Here is a 19,023-nt window from a genome sequence, read left to right on the forward strand (position 1 = left end):
TTTTTGGGGAGGAGGGCCGTTATGTCGATCGGCCTGCTTGCTGCCGTCATGGCGGCGCTGCTGTTCATTACCGTCTTGCGGGCCATCTGGCGCTGCAGCCATCCGTACCGGATGCGCTACCGGCGTTGCGCTGCACAACGGCAACGCGCCGGGCTGTGCCGGCATACGCTGCGACGGCACGGCTAGGCCCCAACAAGCGTTCTTCTGCACCATTGCCCGGTACGCGAACCGGGCAGTAGTCCATCATGCCGTCGGCGCGCGCAACGCCGCCAGCGGCGCGTTCACTGACTCCCCCAGCCGCTCCATCAGCGAATAGCGCGCCACGTAGTGGCGGAAGTGCTCGATGAACGCGGCCTCGGCCGGCGTCTGGCGCCGCTCCGGATTCCACAGCAGGTACATGTCGATATCGGCCACGCCCTCTTCGGGCGGCAGGCGCCACAACCGTTGCTGGGCGACATCGTCGGCAACGATATGTTCGGGCAGGCAGCCAATGCCATAGCCCGCGAACACCAGCCGCCGGATTTCATCGAGGCTGGGCGAGGTCGCGACGATCTGGCCGGAAAAGCCGTGCTGGTCGCGGAATACGGCCAATGGCGCCAGCACGTCGCCAAGCTGGTCGCTGCTGAACGAGACGAAGTGCTCGGCCAGCAGGTCGGCAATGGCCAGCCCGGTGCGCCCGAACAGCCGGTGATGGCGCCCGCAGAAGATGGCATAGCGCTGGCGCAGGAACAGCATGTGCTCAAGCCCGTCGCCCGACTGCCGGCCCGGCTGCCGGTACAGGCTCAGGCCCACGCCGCCAGCCTTCTGCGCGAGCGCGTCCGCAATCTCGGTGCTGCGCATCACGTCCACCTGCAGCGTGACGCGCGGATGCTGCCGATGGAACGCGGCCAGGCATTCGTCATAGACGCCTGAATGGATACGGCTCACGGTCAGCAGCCGCAGCAGGCCGCTGACTTCGTCCTGCTGCTCCGCCAGTTCAGCCCCCAGCCGCGCCACGCTGCCATAGACGTCGGTGGCGATGCGCAGCACTTCTTCGCCGGCCCGGGTCAGGCGGAAATTGCTGCCGCGCCGCTCGATCAGCGTGTGTCCCAGATGCTCTTCGAGCCGGCGCAAGGCCAGGCTCACCGCCGGCTGGGTGATATGCAGCCGCACCGCGGCGCGGCTCAGGCTGCGCTCGTGGACGATGGTCAGGAAGGTGCGCAGCAGGTTCCAGTCGAGCCGGTCGGTCAGCAGGGCCCGGTCCAGGGCAGAACGCTCCATCACGCCACGTATAAATTGAAGTTATATGAAAAATAAATATTAGAAATTTGACTGATATTTGTCAACGCGCGATAACTCCTCCCACAGCTGCCCCTGATGCAGCGGCACAAACATAGTGAGGAGCCAGTCCATGCAAGTGTCCCCTTCCGGCACGCGCCAGCCCGTGCGCGCCGCCACCGCCGCCTTTGTCGGCACCATGATCGAGTGGTACGACTTCTACATCTACGCCACCGCCGCCGCGCTGGTGTTCGGCCCGTTGTTCTTTCCCGGCGGCGATCCCTTCCTGAGCACGCTGGCGTCATTCGGCACCTTCGCGGTCGGCTTCTTTGCCCGTCCGCTCGGCGGCATCGTGTTCGGCCACTGGGGCGACCGCATCGGCCGCAAGCAGGCGCTGATGATCACGCTCATGATGATGGGCGTGGCCACCATCGGCATCGGCCTGCTGCCGACCTACGCCACTGCGGGCGCGATCGCGCCGGTGCTGCTGGTCCTGCTGCGCGTGGTGCAGGGCATCGCCGTGGGCGGCGAATGGGGCGGCGCGGTGCTGATGGCGGGCGAGCATGCCCCCAAGGGCCGCCGCACCTTCTTCGCCTCGTTCGCGCAGCTCGGCAGCCCGGCCGGCCTGATCCTGTCGCTGCTGGCTTTCCGCGCGGTCACGTCGATGGAGCACGAGGTGTTCATGGACTGGGGCTGGCGCCTGCCATTCCTGGCCAGCGCGGCGCTGCTGCTGGTGGGCGTGGCGATCCGGCTGGGCGTGAATGAATCGCCCGAGTTCGCGCAGGTGCAGGCGCAGCGCAAGACCGCCAGGCTGCCGCTTGCCGAGGTCTGGCGCACGGCCCGCGTGCCGGTGCTGCTGTGCATCGGCGCCAATACCATCGGCATTGCGGGGGTGTACTTCACCAACACCTTCATGATTGCCTACACCACGCAATACCTGTCGCTGCCCAGGACGCTGATCCTCGACTGCCTGTTCGCCGTCGCCATCATCCAGTTCCTGGCGCAGCCGCTGGCCGCCTGGCTGGCAGAGAAGCTTGGCGGCGCGCGCTTCCTCAAGCTGGCCGCGCTGCTGGCGATGGCTTCACCCTATCCGATGTTCCTGCTGGTGCAGACGCGCCAGGCGCCGGCCATCGTGCTCGGCATCGCGCTGGCGGTGGTGTGCATGGCGAGCTTCTATTCGGTGATCGCGGGCTTTGTCAGCGGTGTCTTCGAAACGCGCGTGCGCTACTCGGCGATCTCGTTGTCCTACCAGGTCTGCGGCGCGGTGGCGGGCGGGCTGACACCGCTGGTGGGGACCGTCCTCGCGCAGCGCTTCCAGGGCCAATGGTGGCCGCTGGCGGTGTTCTACACCTTGCTGGCCGGCGTGTCGCTGCTGTGCATCGCCAGCATCGATGCACGCCAGCGCCAGCAACCACAACCGGCCGCGCAAGCCGCGCAGGCCTGACGCCTTTCCACGGACATTGCAAACCCCATGCTGACGTTTTTCCATCCCGAGCAATTGCTGCACCATCCGCAGAGCTACTACTCGCGCGGCCGGATGCGCTCGCCGCAGGAGCTGCCTGCGCGGGCGCAGCGGCTGGTCCAGGCGGCAGAGGCGCTTGGCTTCGCGCTCCACGCCCCCGCCGACCACGGCCTCGCACCGCTTGCTGCGGTGCACGACCAGCCTTACCTGCAGTTCCTGCAGGACGCCCATGCCAGCTGGCGCGAGCTGCCGGAGGACTGGGGCGACGAGGTCATGTCCAATATCTTCGTGCGCGAGCCCAACGCCCTGCGCGGCGTGCTGGCGCAGGCCGCGCGCTATCTCGCCGATGGCAGCTGCCCGGTGGGCCTGAACACCTGGCGCTCGGCCTACTGGTCGGCGCAGAGCGCGGTGGCCGGGGCCCGGGCGCTGCTGGACGGCGCGCGCCGCGCCTACGCCTTGTGCCGGCCGCCTGGCCATCATGCCCGGCGCGACGCGGCGGGCGGCTTCTGCTACCTGAACAATGCCGCGATCGCCGCCCAGGCCCTGCGCGCGCGCCTTGGCCGCGTGGCCATCCTCGATACCGACATGCACCACGGCCAGGGCATCCAGGAGATCTTCTACGACCGGGCCGATGTGCTCTACGTGTCGATCCACGGCGACCCGACCAACTTCTATCCGGTGGTCGCGGGCTTCGACGATGAGCACGGCCGCGGCGCCGGCACCGGCCACAACCTCAACCTGCCGATGCCGCACCGTTCGCCCGAGTCCGTCTTCTTCGACAAGCTGGACACCGCACGCGGCGCCATCGAACGCTTCCAGGCAGACGCGCTGGTGCTGTCGCTCGGCTTCGACATCTACCGCGAGGATCCGCAGTCGCTGGTGGACGTGTCCACCGCAGGCTTCGGCCGCCTCGGCCGCGCCGTTGCCGCACTGGGCCTGCCCACGCTGGTCGTGCAGGAAGGCGGCTACCACCTCGATTCGCTCGCCGCCAATGCAACGGCCTTCTTCGGCGGCATCCAACAGTCAGGGACGGGCGTATGAACGCAATCACGATCAATGGCGAACGCCTGTCGCAAGCGCTGATGGACCTGGCGCGGATCGGCGCCACGCCCAGGGGCGGCAATGCGCGTCTGGCCCTGACCGCGCTGGACGGGCAGGCGCGCGACCTCGTCACCGGCTGGATGCGCGACGCCGGCCTGGCGGTGCGCATCGACCGCGTGGGCAATATCTTCGGGCGCCGGGCGGGCCGCAACGACGCGCTTGCCCCGGTCATGACCGGCAGCCATATCGACACCCAGCCCACCGGCGGCAAGTTCGACGGATGCTATGGCGTGATGGCCGGGCTGGAAGTCATGCGCACGCTCAACCAGCACGGCGTGACCACCGAGGCGCCGCTGGAACTGGCGATCTGGACCAATGAGGAAGGCGCGCGCTTCGTGCCGGTGATGATGGGATCGGGCGTGTTCGCCGGCGTTTTCCCCGAAGCCACCGCTTTGACGGCAACCGACAACGCCGGCAAGTCCGTTGCCGGCGAACTCGCGGCGATCGGCTATGCGGGCACCGCGCCGGTCGGCCACAAGGTTGGCGCGTACTTCGAGGCGCATATCGAGCAAGGCCCGATCCTCGAGGCCGAGGACAAGGTCATCGGCGTGGTGACGGGGTCGCTTGGCCTGCGCTGGTATGACGTCACGGTGACGGGCATGGAGGCGCATGCCGGCCCCACCCCCATGCCGCTGCGCCGGGACGCCCTGCATGGCGCTTCGTTCCTGTTCCAGGAAGTGGCGAAGATCGCGGACGACTTTGCCCCCGATGGCCGGGGGACGGTCGGGGTGGTCAATGTCCACCCGTCTTCACGCAACGTCATTCCGGGGCGGGTACAGTTCAGCGTCGACCTTCGCCATCTCGATGGCGGCCAGCTCGACCGGATGGAAGCAAGGCTGCGCGCAGCGTGCGCGGCGCTGGCCAGCGGCAGCACTACAGGTGCCGCGCTGGCGGTGGAAGTCGAAGCGATCCAGCGCTTCGAGCCGACGCCCTTCGCGCCCGAGCTTGTGGCCCATGTCCGGCACGCGGCCGCGGCGCGTGGCTACACGCATTGCGACATCGTCACCGGCGCTGGCCACGACGCGGTCTACCTGGCCAGGGTAGCGCCGGCGGCAATGATCTTCGTGCCGTGCAAGGACGGCATCAGCCATAACGAGATCGAGGACGCCAGGCCCGAGCATCTCGAGGCGGGCGCCAATGTGCTGCTTGCCGCCATGCTGGCGCAAGCCCGGGGCTGAGCCCGCATGGGTCGGCCGGACAGGAAAGTGCGTGCGGCGTTACAGCTCGATCATGGCGAATTCGGCCTTGCCGACGTCGCATTCCGGACAGCGCCAGTCCTCGGGGATGTCTTCCCAGCGCGTGCCGGGGGCGATGCCGTCTTCCGGCCAGCCCTGTTCTTCGTCGTAGACCCAGCCGCAGATCACGCACACCCAGGTCTTGTAGGCGACGGCGGCTTCCAATTGATCCTGCTGCAAAACACACTCCTGAATCGGCTATGGAACGGATTGTCCGGGCCGAATCATACCGGTTTTCCGGGCCGGGCCTGTGGCGGCGCCGCACCGTGCGGCGCTGCCGCCCCGGCTAGCCGCGAATGGAGAAGTCCACGCGGTTGGGCGCGCCCTTGTCCTTGATGCCCTCGGCGCTGAGCTTGGGCGCGGTCAGGAACAGCCGGCTCTCCGACACCTTGCCCTCGCGTTCGAGCGACTGCTTGACCACCAGTGCGCGTTGCTCGGCCAGGCGCTTCAGGTCGGCCTCGGTGACCGTGGCGTTGGCCATCAGCAGCTTTTCCATTTCCTCGGGCGGCAGGGATTTGGTGAAGCCGACGAAGTTGCGCGGCTTCTTCATCGATGTGCGCTTGTAGACCTGCTCCAGGTACTTCGGGTACTCCTGTTTCGAGACCTTGATCTCGGCGCCCTGCTCGCCGGCTTCGTCGTTGTCGGCCTCGCCGCCCACCTGTGCGCTGTCGCGCTGGTCGCGCCGCTTCTGCTCGGCCACGCGCGCATCCAGCCACGCGCGGCGCGCGCCGGCCTCGTCGGTGGCCGGGTCGATGCGGCCGCTGATTTCCAGCCGCAGCGCGGGCCTGTCATTGAGCGCCTGGCCCAGCTTGGTGATCTTGTCCCTGGCCGCCGGCGTCAGCGCCGCGGTGCCGGGCGCGAACTCGACATAGCCCAGCTCCTCGCCCCCGCCGCCGCCAAAGGCCGAGGCGATCAGCGAGAACGGCGACGTGATCGCCTTGGTCAGCAGATTGACGATCACGCGCACGATCACGCCGCCGATGCTGAACTCCGGATCCGACAACGAGCCCGACACCGGCAGGTTCACGTCGATCACGCCGTTGCGGTCCTTCAGCAGCGACACCGCCAGCAGCACCGGCAGCTTGGTCGCATCCGGGCTGTCGACGCGCTCGCCGAAGGTGAGTTGGTCCAGGAACAGGTGGTTGCTCGCATCGAGCTTGCCGTTCTCGATCTTGTAGGCCACGTCCACCGTCAGCTTGCCCTTGGTGATCGGGTAGCCGGCGTACTTGGCCGCATACGGCGTGAGCCGCGTCAGTTCCACGCCCGAGGCCTTGGCGGCAATGTCCAGGAACAGCTGCTCACCCAGCGGATTGAGCTTGCCGCTGATATTGACCGGCGCATCGTCGTCGATGCGGCCATCCAGCACCAGGTCGGCCGGCGTGGGGTCGCCCGACGACACCTTGGACACCTTGCCCTTCATGCCGGTCAGGTTGGCCGTGTAGTTGGGCTTGACGAAGAAGTCCGAGAAATTGATATTGCCCTTCTCGACCGAGACCCCGCCGATGCGCACCTGCGGCTTGGGGCCGCCCGGCTTCTGCTCGACCTGGGCCGTGCGCGTATCACCGGTCTGCACCGGCGGCGTTGCCGGCGCCGAGGCCGGGTTGGCCTGCGTCAGGCTGGTCGATGGCGCCGCCTCGCCCTTCTCGGCGCCGCCGGCCATCACGTCCTGCAGGTTCAGGCGGCCGTTGGCGTTCAGGATCACGCGGGCATAGAAGTCAGACAGCGCGACATTGCCCAGGCTCACGCGCATCGGGCCCTTGCTCTCGTCCATGGCGAAGTCGATGCCCGATACCGCCAGCGAACGCCAGCGCAGGAAGTCTTCGCCGCTGACGCGGTCCACCGTGCGCACGTTGCCGGTTTGCACGTTGCCGCTGAACTGCGCGGCGATGGGCTTGCCGGTTGGCGCATCGACATTGAGCTTGCCCCTTGCCGTCAGCGTGCCGGTGCGCAGGGCGGCGTTGAAGCGGTCAGCCAGGTAGGGCTGGAGCGGGCTCACCTCGACCTCGCGCAGGTCCAGCTGCAGCCGGCTGGCGGGGACGGTCGGCAACACCGTGCCATCCACGCCGATCACGCCGCGGCGACCGGATTCGGCATGCAGCTTGAGCGGCACCGCCGCCGGCGTCAGCGGCCAGGCGACCGAGCCGGTGCTCAGCGCGATATTGCGGAACTGGTGGATCACCGGGCGGCCGCGGTTGGCCCCGGCCGGCTGGTAGTCGGCCAGGCGGGCGCTGCCGCCTTCCACCGTGACCTTGCCGATGTCTGCCTTCCAGCCGCCACCCGCTGGCTTGCCGTTGGTGGCGGGTGCGGCTGCTCCATTCCGGCGCGGCGTGGCGCGCACCTGCTGCGCCGATTCGGTAGCCCACAGGCGCGCCATCTCGATCAGCTCGCCGCTGTGGTCGCGCGTGGCAGCGAGCTGCGGCCTGGCCAGGGTGACCTGGCTGGTGGCGAAGGTCTGCTTGGCCAGGTCGAACTGGATATCGTCCAGCACCAGTTTTTCAGCCTGCAGCAGCGGCAGGTTGGCGCCCTCGCGGTCGGCGGCGCGCTCACGCGCGCGGCGTGCGCTGCGCGGGGCGGCATTGTCGTTGCCGGCGGGTCTTGCACTGGCATCGGCATCGCGTGCGGCGGCCGGAACCGGCATCGTCACCGGATCGCGCGTGGCCACGTAGAGCGGCGCCAGTTCCAGCCGCGATTTTTCCAGCACGAACTGGAACTGCGGCGTGCCCCACGACATGCGGTAGTTCAGTTCGGCATTGACCGCGGTAGTGCCGAACTGGCTGCGCAGCTCGCGCGGCCACCATGCGGCAAACCCCTGCGGCCGCAGGCCGGTGGTTTCCAGCGTGCCGGCCATCGAGCCGTCGCGCAGCAGCAGGTCGCCGGCATGGTGCAGGGTCTGGCCATCGGCCACGGTCAGCGTGGCCTCGATCCTGGCCGGCTTGTCGCCGTCGGTGCCGGCGAAGCCCTTGACCTCGGCATCGAGCGGGCCGAGTGCAAGCTTGCCCGGGCCCGATGGCGCCAGTGCATCTTCAAACCCCAGCCGGGCCTGCCTGACGACGATGCGGTCGACCGCATAGCGCCACGGCACGTCTTTTGGCGCCGCCTTGGCCGGCGCCGCCTGCACCCCCGAGGCGGCGGCCGCTGCCGGCGCCGAGGCAGGCGCCGGCGCGGGCGCCACGCCATCCGTGGATTTGCTGACCGCCTGTGGCAGGAACGCCGTGGCCAGGTTCAGCGAGCCATCCGCGCGCCGCGCGGCTTCCACGCCCAGCCCCTCGATCTCAACGCTGCGCAGCTGCGCGCGGTGAGCCAGCGGCTCGAGCTTGCCGATATCCACCGCCAGGCGGCCGCTCTTGACCAGCGGCTGGCCGGCGCGCGTGACGACATCGGCATCGCGCAACGCGGCCGTGCCCATCACCAGCATCTCCTGCGTGTCCTTCTGCTGTCGGAAGGCCACGGTCAGGCGCGTATCGAGCTTGCCGGACTTGACCTCGGCATCGCGCAGCGGCGGCGCGAACGCCATCACGCGCGCGACCTCCAGGCCGTCTAGGTTGACGTTGAGCCGGGTCTGGCGCGAATCGGCAAACGGCAGCACTTCGCCGTCCAGCGCCAGCGGCGTGCCGTTGACCCGTGCGCTCAGCGTGGGCCGCGTCACGATCTCGACGTCATGCGGCAGGTTCGACAGGAACGGCAGGGTCAGCGTCAGGTTGTCGACGCGCAGGCTGGAACCGAGCTGCTTGTCGTCATAGCCGAAGCTGCTGCCGGTAACTGCGATGTTGTTGACCGAAAAGCGCGCCGGCTTGGCATCGGGCGGCTTGGGCGGCAGGGCAGCAAGCTTCTCCTGGACGTCGGCAAAGCTCATGCGGCCGTCGGCGTCGCGCACCACGTGCACGGCCAGCCGGTCGACGTGGAGGTTGTCCACCACCGGCGCCAGGTGCCAGACCGAGGCCAGCGAGGTATTGGCCTCGGCCTCGCCCAGCGTCAGCGCGGGGGTCTTGCCATCGCGCTCATAGATAGTGAGATCGGTCAGCGTGGCCGCCAGCTCGAACGGGCGCACGTGGGCCTTGCCCAGCGTGACCTTGCGCCCCAGCGCGTCGGTCGCGTTCTTTTCAATCAGGTATTTGAGCAGCGGCGGGCCGCCAAAATACCCGGCCAGCCCAAACACCGCGAGCGCCGCGACCACGCCGCCGGCGACGCGCGTCGTCAGCCGGCCGCGTGGCGTGGCAGCCACTGCCTGGATGGATTGCTTGAAAGCCATGTCGTTCCAGAAGATCTGACCCCGCATTCCGGCGCTGCACGATGGTTTGTGCCCCGGATTTCACATTTTTCGACATTATGGCAACGGTTTCGGACAAAGCAAAGAAATCAGAATTGACCCCTCAACGCTGCGTAGGCCGATCTGGTATCTTTACGCCCTTTGCGAAGCGTTTCGTCGCAAGCCTGCGGCTTACCCGCCACATCGGGCCTGCCTCCCCTGCGCTGTACCCTCCGGCCACACCCATCACGTATTCCGTGCTGCGCGCTTCGCATGCGATCTCTTCCATGCGAGTCCATTCATGTCTACCACCAGCAGTACCGCCGCAGGTATCGGCGCGCCGCGAGCCAGCGCGCGCCCGCTGACCGGCCAGGATTACAAGACCCTTGCCCTTGCCGCGCTTGGCGGCGCCCTTGAGTTCTACGACTTCATCATCTTCGTTTTTTTCGCGACGGTCATCGGGCAGCTGTTCTTCCCGCCGTCGGTGCCGGACTGGCTGCGCCAGTTGCAGACCTTCGGCATTTTCGCGGCCGGCTACCTGGCCCGGCCGCTGGGCGGCATCATCATGGCGCACTTCGGTGACCTGCTCGGCCGCAAGAAGATGTTCACGCTGTCGATCCTGCTGATGTCGGTGCCCACGCTGCTGATGGGCCTGATGCCCACCTACCAGTCGATCGGCCTGGCCGCGCCGGTGCTGCTGCTGGTGCTGCGCATCCTGCAAGGCGCGGCCGTCGGCGGCGAAGTGCCCGGCGCCTGGGTGTTCGTATCGGAGCACGTGCCGGCGCGCCATGTCGGCTATGCCTGCGGCACGCTGACCGCGGGGCTGACTGCCGGCATCCTGCTGGGTTCGCTGGTCGCCACCGGCATCAACAGCGTCTTCACCCCGGCCGAGCTGGCCGACCACGGCTGGCGCGTGCCGTTCCTGATCGGCGGCGTGTTCGGCATCGCCTCGATGTACCTGCGGCGCTGGCTGCATGAGACGCCGGTCTTCGCCGAACTGCAGAAGCGCAAGGCGCTGGCCGCGGAAATGCCGCTGAAGTCGGTGGTGCGCAACCACCGCGGCAGCGTCGCGGTGTCGATGCTGCTGACCTGGATGCTGTCGGCCGGCATCGTGGTGGTGATCCTGATGACGCCCACCTTCCTGCAGAAGCTGTATGGCTTTGACGCGCGCACGGCACTGGTCGCCAACAGCGTCGCCACGCTGTGCCTGACGATCGGCTGTGTCGTCTCCGGCGCATTGGCCGACCGCATCGGTGCGCGCCGCACGCTGTTCGTCGGCGGCCTGCTGCTGGCCATCTGCGCCTATATGTTCTACACGACGATCTTCACCCGCCCCGACCTGCTGCTGCCGCTCTATGCGCTGACCGGCTTCCTGGTCGGCACCATCGGCGCGGTGCCGTTCGTGCTGGTCAATGCGTTCCCGGCGCAGGTGCGCTTCTCGGGCCTGTCATTCTCGTACAACGTGTCGTATGCGATCTTCGGCGGGCTGACGCCGATGGTCGTCACGCTGATGCTGAAGCAGGATCCGCTGGCACCGGCCCACTATGTGGTCGCGCTGTGCGTGCTGGGCATGGTGACTGCGCTGTTCGTCAAGGACCGCTCGCGCGGCTGACGCGGCTGCTGCAAGGAAAAAGGGAGGGCAGGCGCCCTCCCTTTACTTGTGCGCGCTTGATGCGCATTGGTGCTGCCCGACTTCAACGGCGGTGCTGGCTGAAGAACTGCCACATCATCGTGCTGGCATCCGGGCCGATATCGCTGTGGTAGCCATAGCTGGCATCGCCGCCGCTCCAGGCGTGGCCCAAGCCCTCCACTTCCACCAGCGTGACCAGGTCGCGGCGCCAGCGGCCGAAGCGGTATTCATGAGACCGGCCCGGCGCTTCGTCCTCCGGGCCGGACTGCGCGGGCGCACCGGCGAGCCGGTCTTCCAGGCCGTTGTAAGCCAGGAACTGCCGCGCCAGCAGACGGCCATTGACCGGATGGACCGCGTCGTCGGCCAGGCCGTGGATCACCAGCGCGGGCATCTCGGGACCGCCCGGCGTCACGCCGGCGGCATCCAGCAGCCATGACGGATCGGCCGCCGAGCCTTGCTGCATGGCCCGCAGGCCGGCGCGCGGGTTGTCGGCGGCGCCGATGACCACGCCGGAATGCAGCGCCGCGGCCGCCACCTTGCCCGGGTAGCGCAACGCCACCACCGCGGCCATGGCCGCGCCGGCGGACATGCCGGCCAGGTAGATCTCGCGCTCGCGCACGTCGTGGCGCGCAGCCAGCGCATCGATCAGCGCGGCCACCGCCTGCGCCTCGCGTCCGCCCTCAGCGGCGCCCAGGTCGAACCACTGCCAGCAGCGCTGCACCTGGCGCCGCAAGGGCTGTTGCGGGTAGGCCACGATAAATCCCTCGCGCTCGGCCAGCGCATTCATGCGGGTGCCGGCCGACAGGTCATCCGGCGTCTGGCGGCAGCCATGCAGCACCACCACCACCGGCAACGGGCCGCGATGGGCCTTGGACGGTATGTAGAGGTGATACGAGAGTTGCGGCACCAGTTCGCCCGGCAGCGGCGCCAGGCGCAGCCTGTGCGCCTGCCAGGTACCGGGCAGGGAACCCGGCGCGGGTGCTGGCCGGGCGGGCCGGACCTTGCCCGGCGGGCGGTCAGGCCGAGCCGGCGTGAGCGGATTAAGCGAATCCACGCGGTCCAGCCAGGACTTCACCTGGGCTTCCGTGCGGGCTTGCGCACGGCTCAGTCGCCGGATCTGCGCGTGCCAGTCAGCGGCAAAGCTTTTGGTCATGAGGACTCCTGATCGTGTGACGCGATCTCCTCCTATGCCTTTATTGTTGCGTTGCAGCATATCACAATCCGCATTACGCCCGCCGGCGTGCTCCCGCGCTTATGGCACAAACGCAACGAGCCTCGCCCCCGTAATGCGAAATTTTTAAACCAGCCATACGAAAGAATGCAGATCGCAGCGAGATGGCTTGCGTTGCCGGCGTTTTATACTTGGCCATCGTCACCGGAGGACAATGACACCATGCCGGACAGCGGCGCCCCAGCCTGCCTGCTCTGCCTCTTTCGCCACGTTTGCCACAATGCCGGGCCACAAGCCCCCCTGCCGCACGCGCCGATGGCGCTGCAGCCGGAGCTGGTAGAGGTGCGCACCGGCGAGCATGTGTTTCGCCAGGGCCGCCCTGCGCTGACGGTCTACCCGCTGCGCCATGGCAGCGCCAAGCAGGTCTATGAATCGCCGCTGGGCTGGCGGCAGGTAACGGGTTTTTCGCTGCCCGGCGACGTGCTGGGGCTTGAGCCGCACGAAGGTCCGGTCTATGGGACTGGTGCAATCGCGCTGCAGGATGCAATGGTTTGTGCGGTCTCGGTCGAATCCCTGCGCACCCTCATGCAGGCCGCCCCATTCCGTGAAACGGTGCTGGAAGCGATGCGCCGCAACGCCGAGCGCGAACGCGTGCTGCTGGTGGCGGTGGGGTCGATGAGGGCGCCACAGCGCCTGGCCATGCTGCTGCTCGACCTCGCCGGCGAGCAGGCGCGCCGCGACGGCAACCGCGACGGCGCGCTGACGCTGGCGATGTCGCGCACGGACATCGCCAGCCTGCTTGGGCTAACCCTGGAAACGGTGTCGCGGCTGCTGTCGCGCTTTGCCTCGGTCGGGCTGATCTCGGTGCGCCAGCGGCACCTGCGCATCATCGACCGCGACGGGCTGGCCGCGGTCTATGCCGACCTGGATCCGGCCCCGCGCCAGGCGGCGGCCAGATCAGAAGCCTACGGCGGGGAGTTCGGCGAACCCCGGCTGGCCTAGACGGCTGGCCGGGGCGCAGGGGCCAAGGGCTCAGCGGTCCGCCACGCGCTGCCAGCCGGCAGGCGAAAAACTGCGGATGGCCTTGGCGCGCGATGCGGTGCCGGGCCCGAGGTCGCGCTCATAGAAGACGCGGTCGCTGCCGAGCATGAAGCTATGCACGCCGGTATCGCCATAGCGGGCCGGCCAGGCAATCAGGCCGTACTTGGCGTCGCTGCCCTTGGCCGGCGGCAGGATCCGGTAATGGTAGCCGTAGAAAGCATCTGCGGCGGGCGTATCCGGGCCCATGGCAAGCGCATCGGGGCCGATCGGGCTGGCGTCCTGCTCGCTGGCCGCGGGCCAGTACAGGCCGTTGGTCTTGCCCGGCGCGCTGATCAACTGGGTCGCGTAGCGCCCCAGCCCCACCTGCTCCGCGTAGCGCTGCTGGGCATCGGCCAGCTGCAGCAGCGTTTCCATCGTCACCAGTTCATTGCGCCCGAGCCGGCGGCGGCGCACTTCCTGCTGGCCGGCACGCAGGTCGAACTGCCAACCGTCCTTCTGCTTTGCCAGCGGCACGGGGAAGGTCCATCCGCTCTGCCCGACCGCGATCAGCGCGCGGCGCTCGCCATCGGGCTGCACGGCATGGTGGCGCGCCCAGGCGCCAAGGAATTCGTACACGTCGTCGCGGTTGATGGAGCCCTCCGGCACCAGCGACTGGTATTGCTTGCCCAGCACGCGCTGCAATGCATCGCCGTCGCTGCGCGCGATGGCATCACCCAGCGCCTCGGCGGCAGCGTCAGGGCTGGGGAAGACCTGCTGGGCCATCGCCGGCAGGGCCAGGGACAGGGCCGCGGCCGCCGCCAGCGTGCGCAGCGCGCGCGCTCGGGCTGCGGCAGAGAAGGGATTAGCGGTCATGTGCATCATGACTTACCTCCGACCATGGCCGAAATGTTCGCCGCCGCCGAGCCGGCCTCCACCGCCGCCGCCCAGACCACCGCCCTGGTGCCCGCCGCCCTGGTGGAGCCCGGCCGGGCGCGCATGCGGCGCTTCCCGCTGCGGCGTCGCCGCGCGCTGGGTCTGCTGGCGCACGCGGTCGCCGTTGCCGGCATCGCGCAGCGCGCTGTCCCGGTTGGCATTGCGCGCACGGTCGCGGGCCTGGGCCTGGTCTGCGCGCTGGCGGTCGGCGCCGGCCGGCCGCGGATTCTGCACGCCACCGCCGGCGGCACCCGGGCGCGAGCGGTCTGCCACCCCGCCCGCATGGCCCGGTATGGATTGCCCGGTACGGCCCTCGAACGACTGCGCGGCGCGCTCACGCGCCTGGTCGCGCTCGGAAGGCTGGCGCTGCACCCCGCCGCCGGCGGCCCCCACGCGCTGGCCGGGTTGCGCAGCCTGCTGGCGGCTGGCGAGGCCGGACTGGCGCTGCTGGTCATAGCGACCGCGCACCGCCGCATTGTTGTAGGGCACGTTGCCGCGGTTGGCGGGGTTGTGCTGCCAGTTCACGTTGGCACGGTTGACGTCCAGGCGCTGGTTGACGTTGATGTTGTTGTAGCGGTTCACATTGATGTTGACGTCGTGGCTATTCCAGTTGAACCCGCCCCACATCGCATCGACCGCCGCCACGCCAAGCCCGAAGCCGATGCCCGTTACCAGTGCCGTGGCAAACACGGAGCCGGGCGGCGGCGGGTAATAGGCCGGCGGATACGCGGGATACGCCCAGGTACCGTAAACCGTGGTCGGGTTGTAGGTCGGCACGTAGACCACTTGCGGATTGGCCGGCTCGATCTGCACGATCGTGGTGCCGCCGGTGGTCTGCGTCACGACCTTCTGCTGCTCGGTCGTCTTCAGCGTGCCGGCTTTCTGCGCCTGCACCCGCAGCCGCTGCACCGAATCCATCACGTCATTGGGCTGGGCCAGGAAAGCGTCGCCGACCGACTGCACCCACTGCGGCTGGCGGCCCATCATGTCGAGCACGGAGGGGAACGCGGCCAGCGACTGCACGCTGGGGTCCCAGGCCTGGCTGGCGACCGCCTTGGTCGCGGCATCGCCAGACAGGCTGGGATTGGCCTTGGACCATTGCGCCGCAGCTGCGACGTCGGCCGGATAGGTGGCAGCCATCAGCACCTGCGACAACAGCGCATCGGGATACAGGGCAATCGGCGCGGTCAGCTGGTCAAGCTGGGCATTGCTCAGCTTGGACTGCGCCATCGCTGGCCCGAGCGGCGCCATCAGCATCAGTGCCAGGCACCATGCGAAGAGGTGTTTGAAACGGTGCATGTCGGCTCTCCACAAATACGCAGGTGACGGCCCGCTGCCGGGGGGCGCCTCAGCGGCGCTGCTGCGTGCATTCCTGGCGATACGCCTCTTCCAGGCGCTTGCGGTCTGCCTGGCGTTCCAGTGTCGGATATGTGCGCCCGTCGGCAGTGGTTACCGACGACTTGCCAGTGGACCACTGCGGCCCGCCGGGCAGCGCGTTGACCTGGTCCAGCAATGACTGGCAGTGCTGCCGCTGCGACGCAGACACCTTGCCATCAGGTCCTTCCACCACGGCCGTGGCTTCGTCCAGCATCCGTGGCGGCGGCGGGGCCACCATCGGAGTGCCGGCGGCCGCAGCCGCCGATGCAGCACTGGCTGCCCACGCCGGGACAACCACCATGGCGGCGCATGCCAGCACGCCCGCCTTGATCAGAAACTTCGTCAAACCAATACTCCAGAACCCTCCGCGGCACGTGGAAGCGACACCGCGGCGCATTGCAAGTTGCAAGAACCGTCCGCCGCTAGCGATCCTTGCCAGTGCCATTGCGGCGGCCGGTACGGTTGCGCATCAGCTCAAGCTTGAGCAGCGCATCCGCAAGCATACTCTTCAGCCGGGCATTCTCTTCCTGCAGCTCGCGCAGCTTGCGGCCGTCACGTGCATCACCCTGGCTGGGCTGGCCGTAACGGGCCCGCCATCCGTAGAACGAAGCATCGCTGAAACCATAGCGCGCGCACAGCTCACGCACCGGCACGCCGCTGGCCGCCTCGGCCAGGTAGCCGCGGATCTGCTCTTCCGAATACCGTCTGTTCACGAATCTCTCCGCATCACAACGGCGGGCCACAAGCGGCGCCAGCCGCGCCGCCAACCGTGCCGACTCTGGCCCTACGTTAGCCCACGGCCGCGCCAAAAAGCAATTCAGTGTCTTCGCTGCGCGAGTTAAGAAAATTATCTCTGCACAAGCTGCCGCCGGCGCTGGCGCGCATTGCCAAATTTCGTTAAGCCAATTTGGAGTCCAGTTAGATCATTCGCGCTGCGCATCGCGGAAACGAAGATGCCGGCCGCGATAACACATGGGCATGACGACCTTCTGCACGGCAGTGATCGTGGATGAATCGCCCGGTGGCCCCGATTTCAAGCCATGTATTGATGTACAGACAAAGAGGTACTAAACAAAATTAGAAGACTGCCATCAATTCAAGTTTCTATGACTTTTGCTGAGCATGTATTAAGATTCCTCGGCACAACTAAATTTCGCACGCCTTCGCGCGGCGCCCTGGCGGCGCCGGCAGAAGAGCGGCCAGGCAGCCCGCACCACCCAGACGTGGTGCGCGTTCACGCTGCCAACAGTACCGGGCCTGAAGGATCGAATCGTCACTGCGCCATTTGTCGACGCAAGTCGGACATTCAGGAGTCGTGCCATGCGTTTTCGCAGCATCCTGCCCGGGCTTTCGCCCACCTGTCTTTCATCCGGACATGCCCGCAGCGCGCGCCGTGCATGCCGCTTGCGCCTGTCACTGTCAGGGACCGGATCGTTGCCCTGACACCAGGCCGCGCTTGCGCCCTTTGTTTCGACGCAGTGCTGTAGGTGTCGGACCAACAAGAAAATAGAGAAAACAAAGTCATGGATCGGGAGAAGTCGGAATGCGTCACGTCAGCACGAAGTTGTTGCATGTCTTTGTCCTGGTCATGGAATACCGGGACCTCAGCGCCGTTGCGGCCTGCACGCAGGGACGCGTGCCGACGGTGGCCTACAGCCTCGCGCGCTTGCGCGAAATCACCGGCGATCCGCTGTTCGTCAAGCGCAACGGGATGCTCGAACCCACACCGCATGCGCTGCGCCTGGAGCAGACGGCGCGGCAGATCCTGGCCAAATGGAACCAGCTGGTGCGCCCCGGCGAGCCTGGCCTGAGCAAGCGCCGTGACGACGGCAGACGCATTTCGATCGGCTTTTCATCGTCGATCGGCGACCCGGTCATCACCGAGATCCTGACCGCACTGTGCGAGCAGTTTCCGCGCGACAGCTTTATCACGCGCCCGGTGATCGCCGACGCCACCCTTGCCGGCCATCTCGGCAGCGGCGAACTGGACTGCGCCTTCATCGTCGACAGCGGCCACGATCCCGAACGCGTGCGCCAGCACAACATCATGGCCACGCCGCGCCGGCTGGTCAGCGCCACGCGCGGCGGCAGCCATGACGAAGGCGAAAGCGACTGGATCCTGCTGCAGGAAGACTGCGAGGCCGGCAGCCCGCTGCGGGCCTTCCTGAGCCGCCAGGCCAGCACTCCGGGGCATCGCGAGACCGTGGTCCCATCATGGCATACCCAGATCACGCTGCTGCATTCGGCCGGGGGCATCTGCCCGGTGCTGGACTTCAACGTGCCGCTGGTCACGCGCGAGCGCAAGACGCGCCTGCTGGCACCGCCGAGCAGCTTCCCGGAATGGGCCGCACTGCATTTCTGGGCACCGGAGCGCAGCGGCGACAAGGGCGTGCTGCGCGACATCATGGATGTCGGCAGCGCCGTGCTGCGCGCCCCTCTCAAGGCCATCGACAGCCGCCGCAACGGCCGCGCCGCAGCCCACGCGCAATCCGCACTGGCGTGACGCAACGCCCCGCAGCGGCGGCGCCCGCAAGGCGCTGGCAGCCCCATGGCGCCAGCGCCTTTTTCTTTGGCTGCGCAGAAGCGGCGGCGTTCTTATTACAGTCTTGAGACATTTTTCCGAGCGCTGACCCTGCGCTACACTCGCGCCAATTTGACCGGTGCAGGCCGCTGCGCCACGGCGGCGCTTTGCGAATCCTCCTAGTTTCGCCAGACCGCGCGGCCGATATCCTGCAATGGCATTGCCGCGGTCCGGCCGTCTCCCGTTTGGCCCGGTCCCGGGGCAATGCACGCAGTTGTCTGGCGTCGTATTGTTTGGCGTCGTTTTTGCGCCGCACGTCTCGCTGACGTGCGGCGTTTTCTTGATGCCGGCGCTGCCACGAACAAGAATCGAGGAGCAACCAGATGACATTGAGGATCCTGCTTGCCGACGACCACCCCCTGGTCAGCGCAGCCGTCGCGGACCGCCTGCATACCCAGACCGGGTGGGAGGTGTGCGGCTGCGTGACCAGCGCGACGGCCTTGCTGAACAGCGTGGAAAGCCTGCGTCCCGATGTCGTGATCACCGACTACCACATGCCCGCGCACGGCGAAGGCAACAGCGACGGCCTGCGCCTGCTTGCCAGCCTGCGGCGGCGGCATCCGTCGCTGGCCGTGATCGTGCTGACCATGATCACCAATCCGCTGGTGCTGCGCTCCATCCTGGACACCCAGGTGCACGGCCTGCTGCTCAAGGACTCGCCCCTGTCAGAACTGGTGACTGTGGTTTGCCGTATCCAGCGGGGCTTCCACTACATCGGCAAATCCGCGCTTGAAGTACTGTCGCAGGCCGATCCCGGCAACCCGGCCACACCCGGCCAGGCCGGCGCGGAGCGCCTGTCCCGGCGTGAAATGGAAGTATTGCGGCTGTACCTGACCGGACGGTCCGTGAGTGAGATCGCCGTCCTGCTCTGCCGCAGCGTCAAGACCATCAGCCGGCAGAAGAACTGCGCCATGCAGAAGCTCGGCGTCACCAACGACCGGGAACTGTTTGAATTCGCGGCGCTGAACGGCATGCTGCTGACTGCCTGAGCGCCAGCGGCACGGGCGCGG

16 protein-coding genes are annotated in these 19,023 nt (G+C 67.7%); 8 read left to right on the plus strand and 8 right to left on the minus strand.

Going from position 1 to position 19,023, the window contains the following annotated elements; genetic code table 11:
- The first annotated feature begins 21 nt into the window (after positions 1-21).
- Positions 22-186: a hypothetical protein gene (locus AC3WQZ_RS09150; protein ID WP_010811070.1), complete on the plus strand. Its 165-nt coding sequence runs from the start codon at positions 22-24 to the stop codon at positions 184-186.
- A gap of 57 nt (positions 187-243) precedes the next feature.
- On the opposite strand, the gene AC3WQZ_RS09155 is transcribed toward AC3WQZ_RS09150, so the two are convergent.
- Entirely contained in the window at positions 244-1,260 is a 1,017-nt protein-coding gene (locus AC3WQZ_RS09155; RefSeq protein WP_010811069.1) for a LysR family transcriptional regulator, read from the minus strand.
- A gap of 130 nt (positions 1,261-1,390) precedes the next feature.
- Here AC3WQZ_RS09155 and AC3WQZ_RS09160 point away from each other — a divergent pair, with 130 nt between their 5' ends.
- The 3 genes from AC3WQZ_RS09160 to AC3WQZ_RS09170 are packed head-to-tail and all read left to right on the plus strand — an operon-like array spanning position 1,391 to position 4,998.
- Complete coding sequence (locus AC3WQZ_RS09160) at positions 1,391-2,701, plus strand: MFS transporter (protein WP_010811068.1); 1,311 nt, start codon at positions 1,391-1,393, stop codon at positions 2,699-2,701.
- 27 nt (positions 2,702-2,728) lie between these two features.
- A complete protein-coding gene (locus tag AC3WQZ_RS09165) occupies positions 2,729-3,760 on the plus strand; it encodes a histone deacetylase family protein (RefSeq protein ID WP_010811067.1) in 1,032 nt (343 codons plus the stop codon).
- Positions 3,757-4,998: a Zn-dependent hydrolase gene (locus AC3WQZ_RS09170; protein ID WP_010811066.1), complete on the plus strand. Its 1,242-nt coding sequence runs from the start codon at positions 3,757-3,759 to the stop codon at positions 4,996-4,998. The genes AC3WQZ_RS09165 and AC3WQZ_RS09170 overlap by 4 nt, the downstream gene beginning before the upstream one ends.
- 39 nt (positions 4,999-5,037) lie before the next feature.
- Here the strand turns inward: AC3WQZ_RS09170 and AC3WQZ_RS09175 are convergent, their stop codons facing one another.
- Both AC3WQZ_RS09175 and AC3WQZ_RS09180 read right to left on the minus strand, forming a co-directional pair.
- Positions 5,038-5,220 (minus strand): rubredoxin, encoded by a 183-nt coding sequence (locus AC3WQZ_RS09175; RefSeq protein WP_010811065.1) that lies wholly within the window; start codon positions 5,218-5,220, stop codon positions 5,038-5,040.
- 121 nt (positions 5,221-5,341) lie between these two features.
- Positions 5,342-9,331, minus strand: coding sequence for a DUF748 domain-containing protein (locus AC3WQZ_RS09180; protein WP_492300371.1), 3,990 nt, complete (start codon positions 9,329-9,331; stop codon positions 5,342-5,344).
- Positions 9,332-9,602: 271 nt separating this feature from the next.
- On the opposite strand from AC3WQZ_RS09180, the gene AC3WQZ_RS09185 reads away from it, so the two are divergent.
- On the plus strand, positions 9,603-10,913 hold the full coding sequence (locus AC3WQZ_RS09185; RefSeq protein ID WP_011617626.1) for an MFS transporter: 1,311 nt from the start codon (positions 9,603-9,605) through the stop codon (positions 10,911-10,913).
- An 82-nt stretch (positions 10,914-10,995) separates the two neighbouring features.
- Here AC3WQZ_RS09185 and AC3WQZ_RS09190 read toward each other — a convergent pair whose 3' ends face one another.
- Positions 10,996-12,084, minus strand: a complete 1,089-nt coding sequence (locus AC3WQZ_RS09190; protein WP_010811062.1) for an extracellular catalytic domain type 1 short-chain-length polyhydroxyalkanoate depolymerase — start codon at positions 12,082-12,084, stop codon at positions 10,996-10,998.
- Between the two features lie 240 nt (positions 12,085-12,324).
- On the opposite strand from AC3WQZ_RS09190, the gene AC3WQZ_RS09195 reads away from it, so the two are divergent.
- Positions 12,325-13,104 (plus strand): Crp/Fnr family transcriptional regulator, encoded by a 780-nt coding sequence (locus tag AC3WQZ_RS09195; RefSeq protein WP_011617627.1) that lies wholly within the window; start codon positions 12,325-12,327, stop codon positions 13,102-13,104.
- Between the two features lie 30 nt (positions 13,105-13,134).
- Here AC3WQZ_RS09195 and AC3WQZ_RS09200 read toward each other — a convergent pair whose 3' ends face one another.
- The 4 genes from AC3WQZ_RS09200 to AC3WQZ_RS09215 all read right to left on the minus strand — a co-directional run bounded on the left by AC3WQZ_RS09200 (position 13,135) and on the right by AC3WQZ_RS09215 (position 16,145).
- Complete coding sequence (locus tag AC3WQZ_RS09200) at positions 13,135-14,004, minus strand: DUF2950 domain-containing protein (protein WP_011617628.1); 870 nt, start codon at positions 14,002-14,004, stop codon at positions 13,135-13,137.
- A gap of 3 nt (positions 14,005-14,007) precedes the next feature.
- Complete coding sequence (locus AC3WQZ_RS09205) at positions 14,008-15,354, minus strand: DUF3300 domain-containing protein (RefSeq protein WP_010811059.1); 1,347 nt, start codon at positions 15,352-15,354, stop codon at positions 14,008-14,010.
- A gap of 49 nt (positions 15,355-15,403) precedes the next feature.
- Positions 15,404-15,778: a hypothetical protein gene (locus AC3WQZ_RS09210; RefSeq protein WP_041688188.1), complete on the minus strand. Its 375-nt coding sequence runs from the start codon at positions 15,776-15,778 to the stop codon at positions 15,404-15,406.
- 76 nt (positions 15,779-15,854) lie between these two features.
- A complete protein-coding gene (locus tag AC3WQZ_RS09215; RefSeq protein WP_010811057.1) occupies positions 15,855-16,145 on the minus strand; it encodes a transposase in 291 nt (96 codons plus the stop codon).
- Positions 16,146-16,975: 830 nt separating this feature from the next.
- Between AC3WQZ_RS09215 and AC3WQZ_RS09220 the strand changes: the two genes are divergently transcribed.
- Both AC3WQZ_RS09220 and AC3WQZ_RS09225 read left to right on the plus strand, forming a co-directional pair.
- Positions 16,976-17,935 carry a LysR substrate-binding domain-containing protein gene (locus AC3WQZ_RS09220; RefSeq protein WP_492300373.1) on the plus strand — a complete coding sequence of 320 codons (960 nt, stop codon included), beginning with the start codon at positions 16,976-16,978 and terminating at the stop codon, positions 17,933-17,935.
- Positions 17,936-18,336: 401 nt separating this feature from the next.
- On the plus strand, positions 18,337-19,002 hold the full coding sequence (locus tag AC3WQZ_RS09225) for a response regulator (protein ID WP_010811055.1): 666 nt from the start codon (positions 18,337-18,339) through the stop codon (positions 19,000-19,002).
- Positions 19,003-19,023: the final 21 nt, after the last annotated feature.

The organism is Cupriavidus sp. FW305-26 (assembly GCF_058787975.1).

Bases quoted from the DNA above. Each gene is read 5' to 3' on its own strand.
- AC3WQZ_RS09150 (WP_010811070.1), top strand. From the start codon at position 22: ATGTCGATCGGCCTGCTTGCTGCCGTCATGGCGGCGCTGCTGTTCATT.
- AC3WQZ_RS09155 (WP_010811069.1), bottom strand. From the start codon at position 1,260: ATGGAGCGTTCTGCCCTGGACCGGGCCCTGCTGACCGACCGGCTCGAC.
- AC3WQZ_RS09160 (WP_010811068.1), top strand. From the start codon at position 1,391: ATGCAAGTGTCCCCTTCCGGCACGCGCCAGCCCGTGCGCGCCGCCACC.
- AC3WQZ_RS09165 (WP_010811067.1), top strand. From the start codon at position 2,729: ATGCTGACGTTTTTCCATCCCGAGCAATTGCTGCACCATCCGCAGAGC.
- AC3WQZ_RS09170 (WP_010811066.1), top strand. From the start codon at position 3,757: ATGAACGCAATCACGATCAATGGCGAACGCCTGTCGCAAGCGCTGATG.
- AC3WQZ_RS09180 (WP_492300371.1), bottom strand. From the start codon at position 9,331: ATGCGGGGTCAGATCTTCTGGAACGACATGGCTTTCAAGCAATCCATC.
- AC3WQZ_RS09185 (WP_011617626.1), top strand. From the start codon at position 9,603: ATGTCTACCACCAGCAGTACCGCCGCAGGTATCGGCGCGCCGCGAGCC.
- AC3WQZ_RS09190 (WP_010811062.1), bottom strand. From the start codon at position 12,084: ATGACCAAAAGCTTTGCCGCTGACTGGCACGCGCAGATCCGGCGACTG.
- AC3WQZ_RS09195 (WP_011617627.1), top strand. From the start codon at position 12,325: ATGCCGGACAGCGGCGCCCCAGCCTGCCTGCTCTGCCTCTTTCGCCAC.
- AC3WQZ_RS09200 (WP_011617628.1), bottom strand. From the start codon at position 14,004: ATGATGCACATGACCGCTAATCCCTTCTCTGCCGCAGCCCGAGCGCGC.
- AC3WQZ_RS09205 (WP_010811059.1), bottom strand. From the start codon at position 15,354: ATGCACCGTTTCAAACACCTCTTCGCATGGTGCCTGGCACTGATGCTG.
- AC3WQZ_RS09220 (WP_492300373.1), top strand. From the start codon at position 16,976: ATGCGTCACGTCAGCACGAAGTTGTTGCATGTCTTTGTCCTGGTCATG.
- AC3WQZ_RS09225 (WP_010811055.1), top strand. From the start codon at position 18,337: ATGACATTGAGGATCCTGCTTGCCGACGACCACCCCCTGGTCAGCGCA.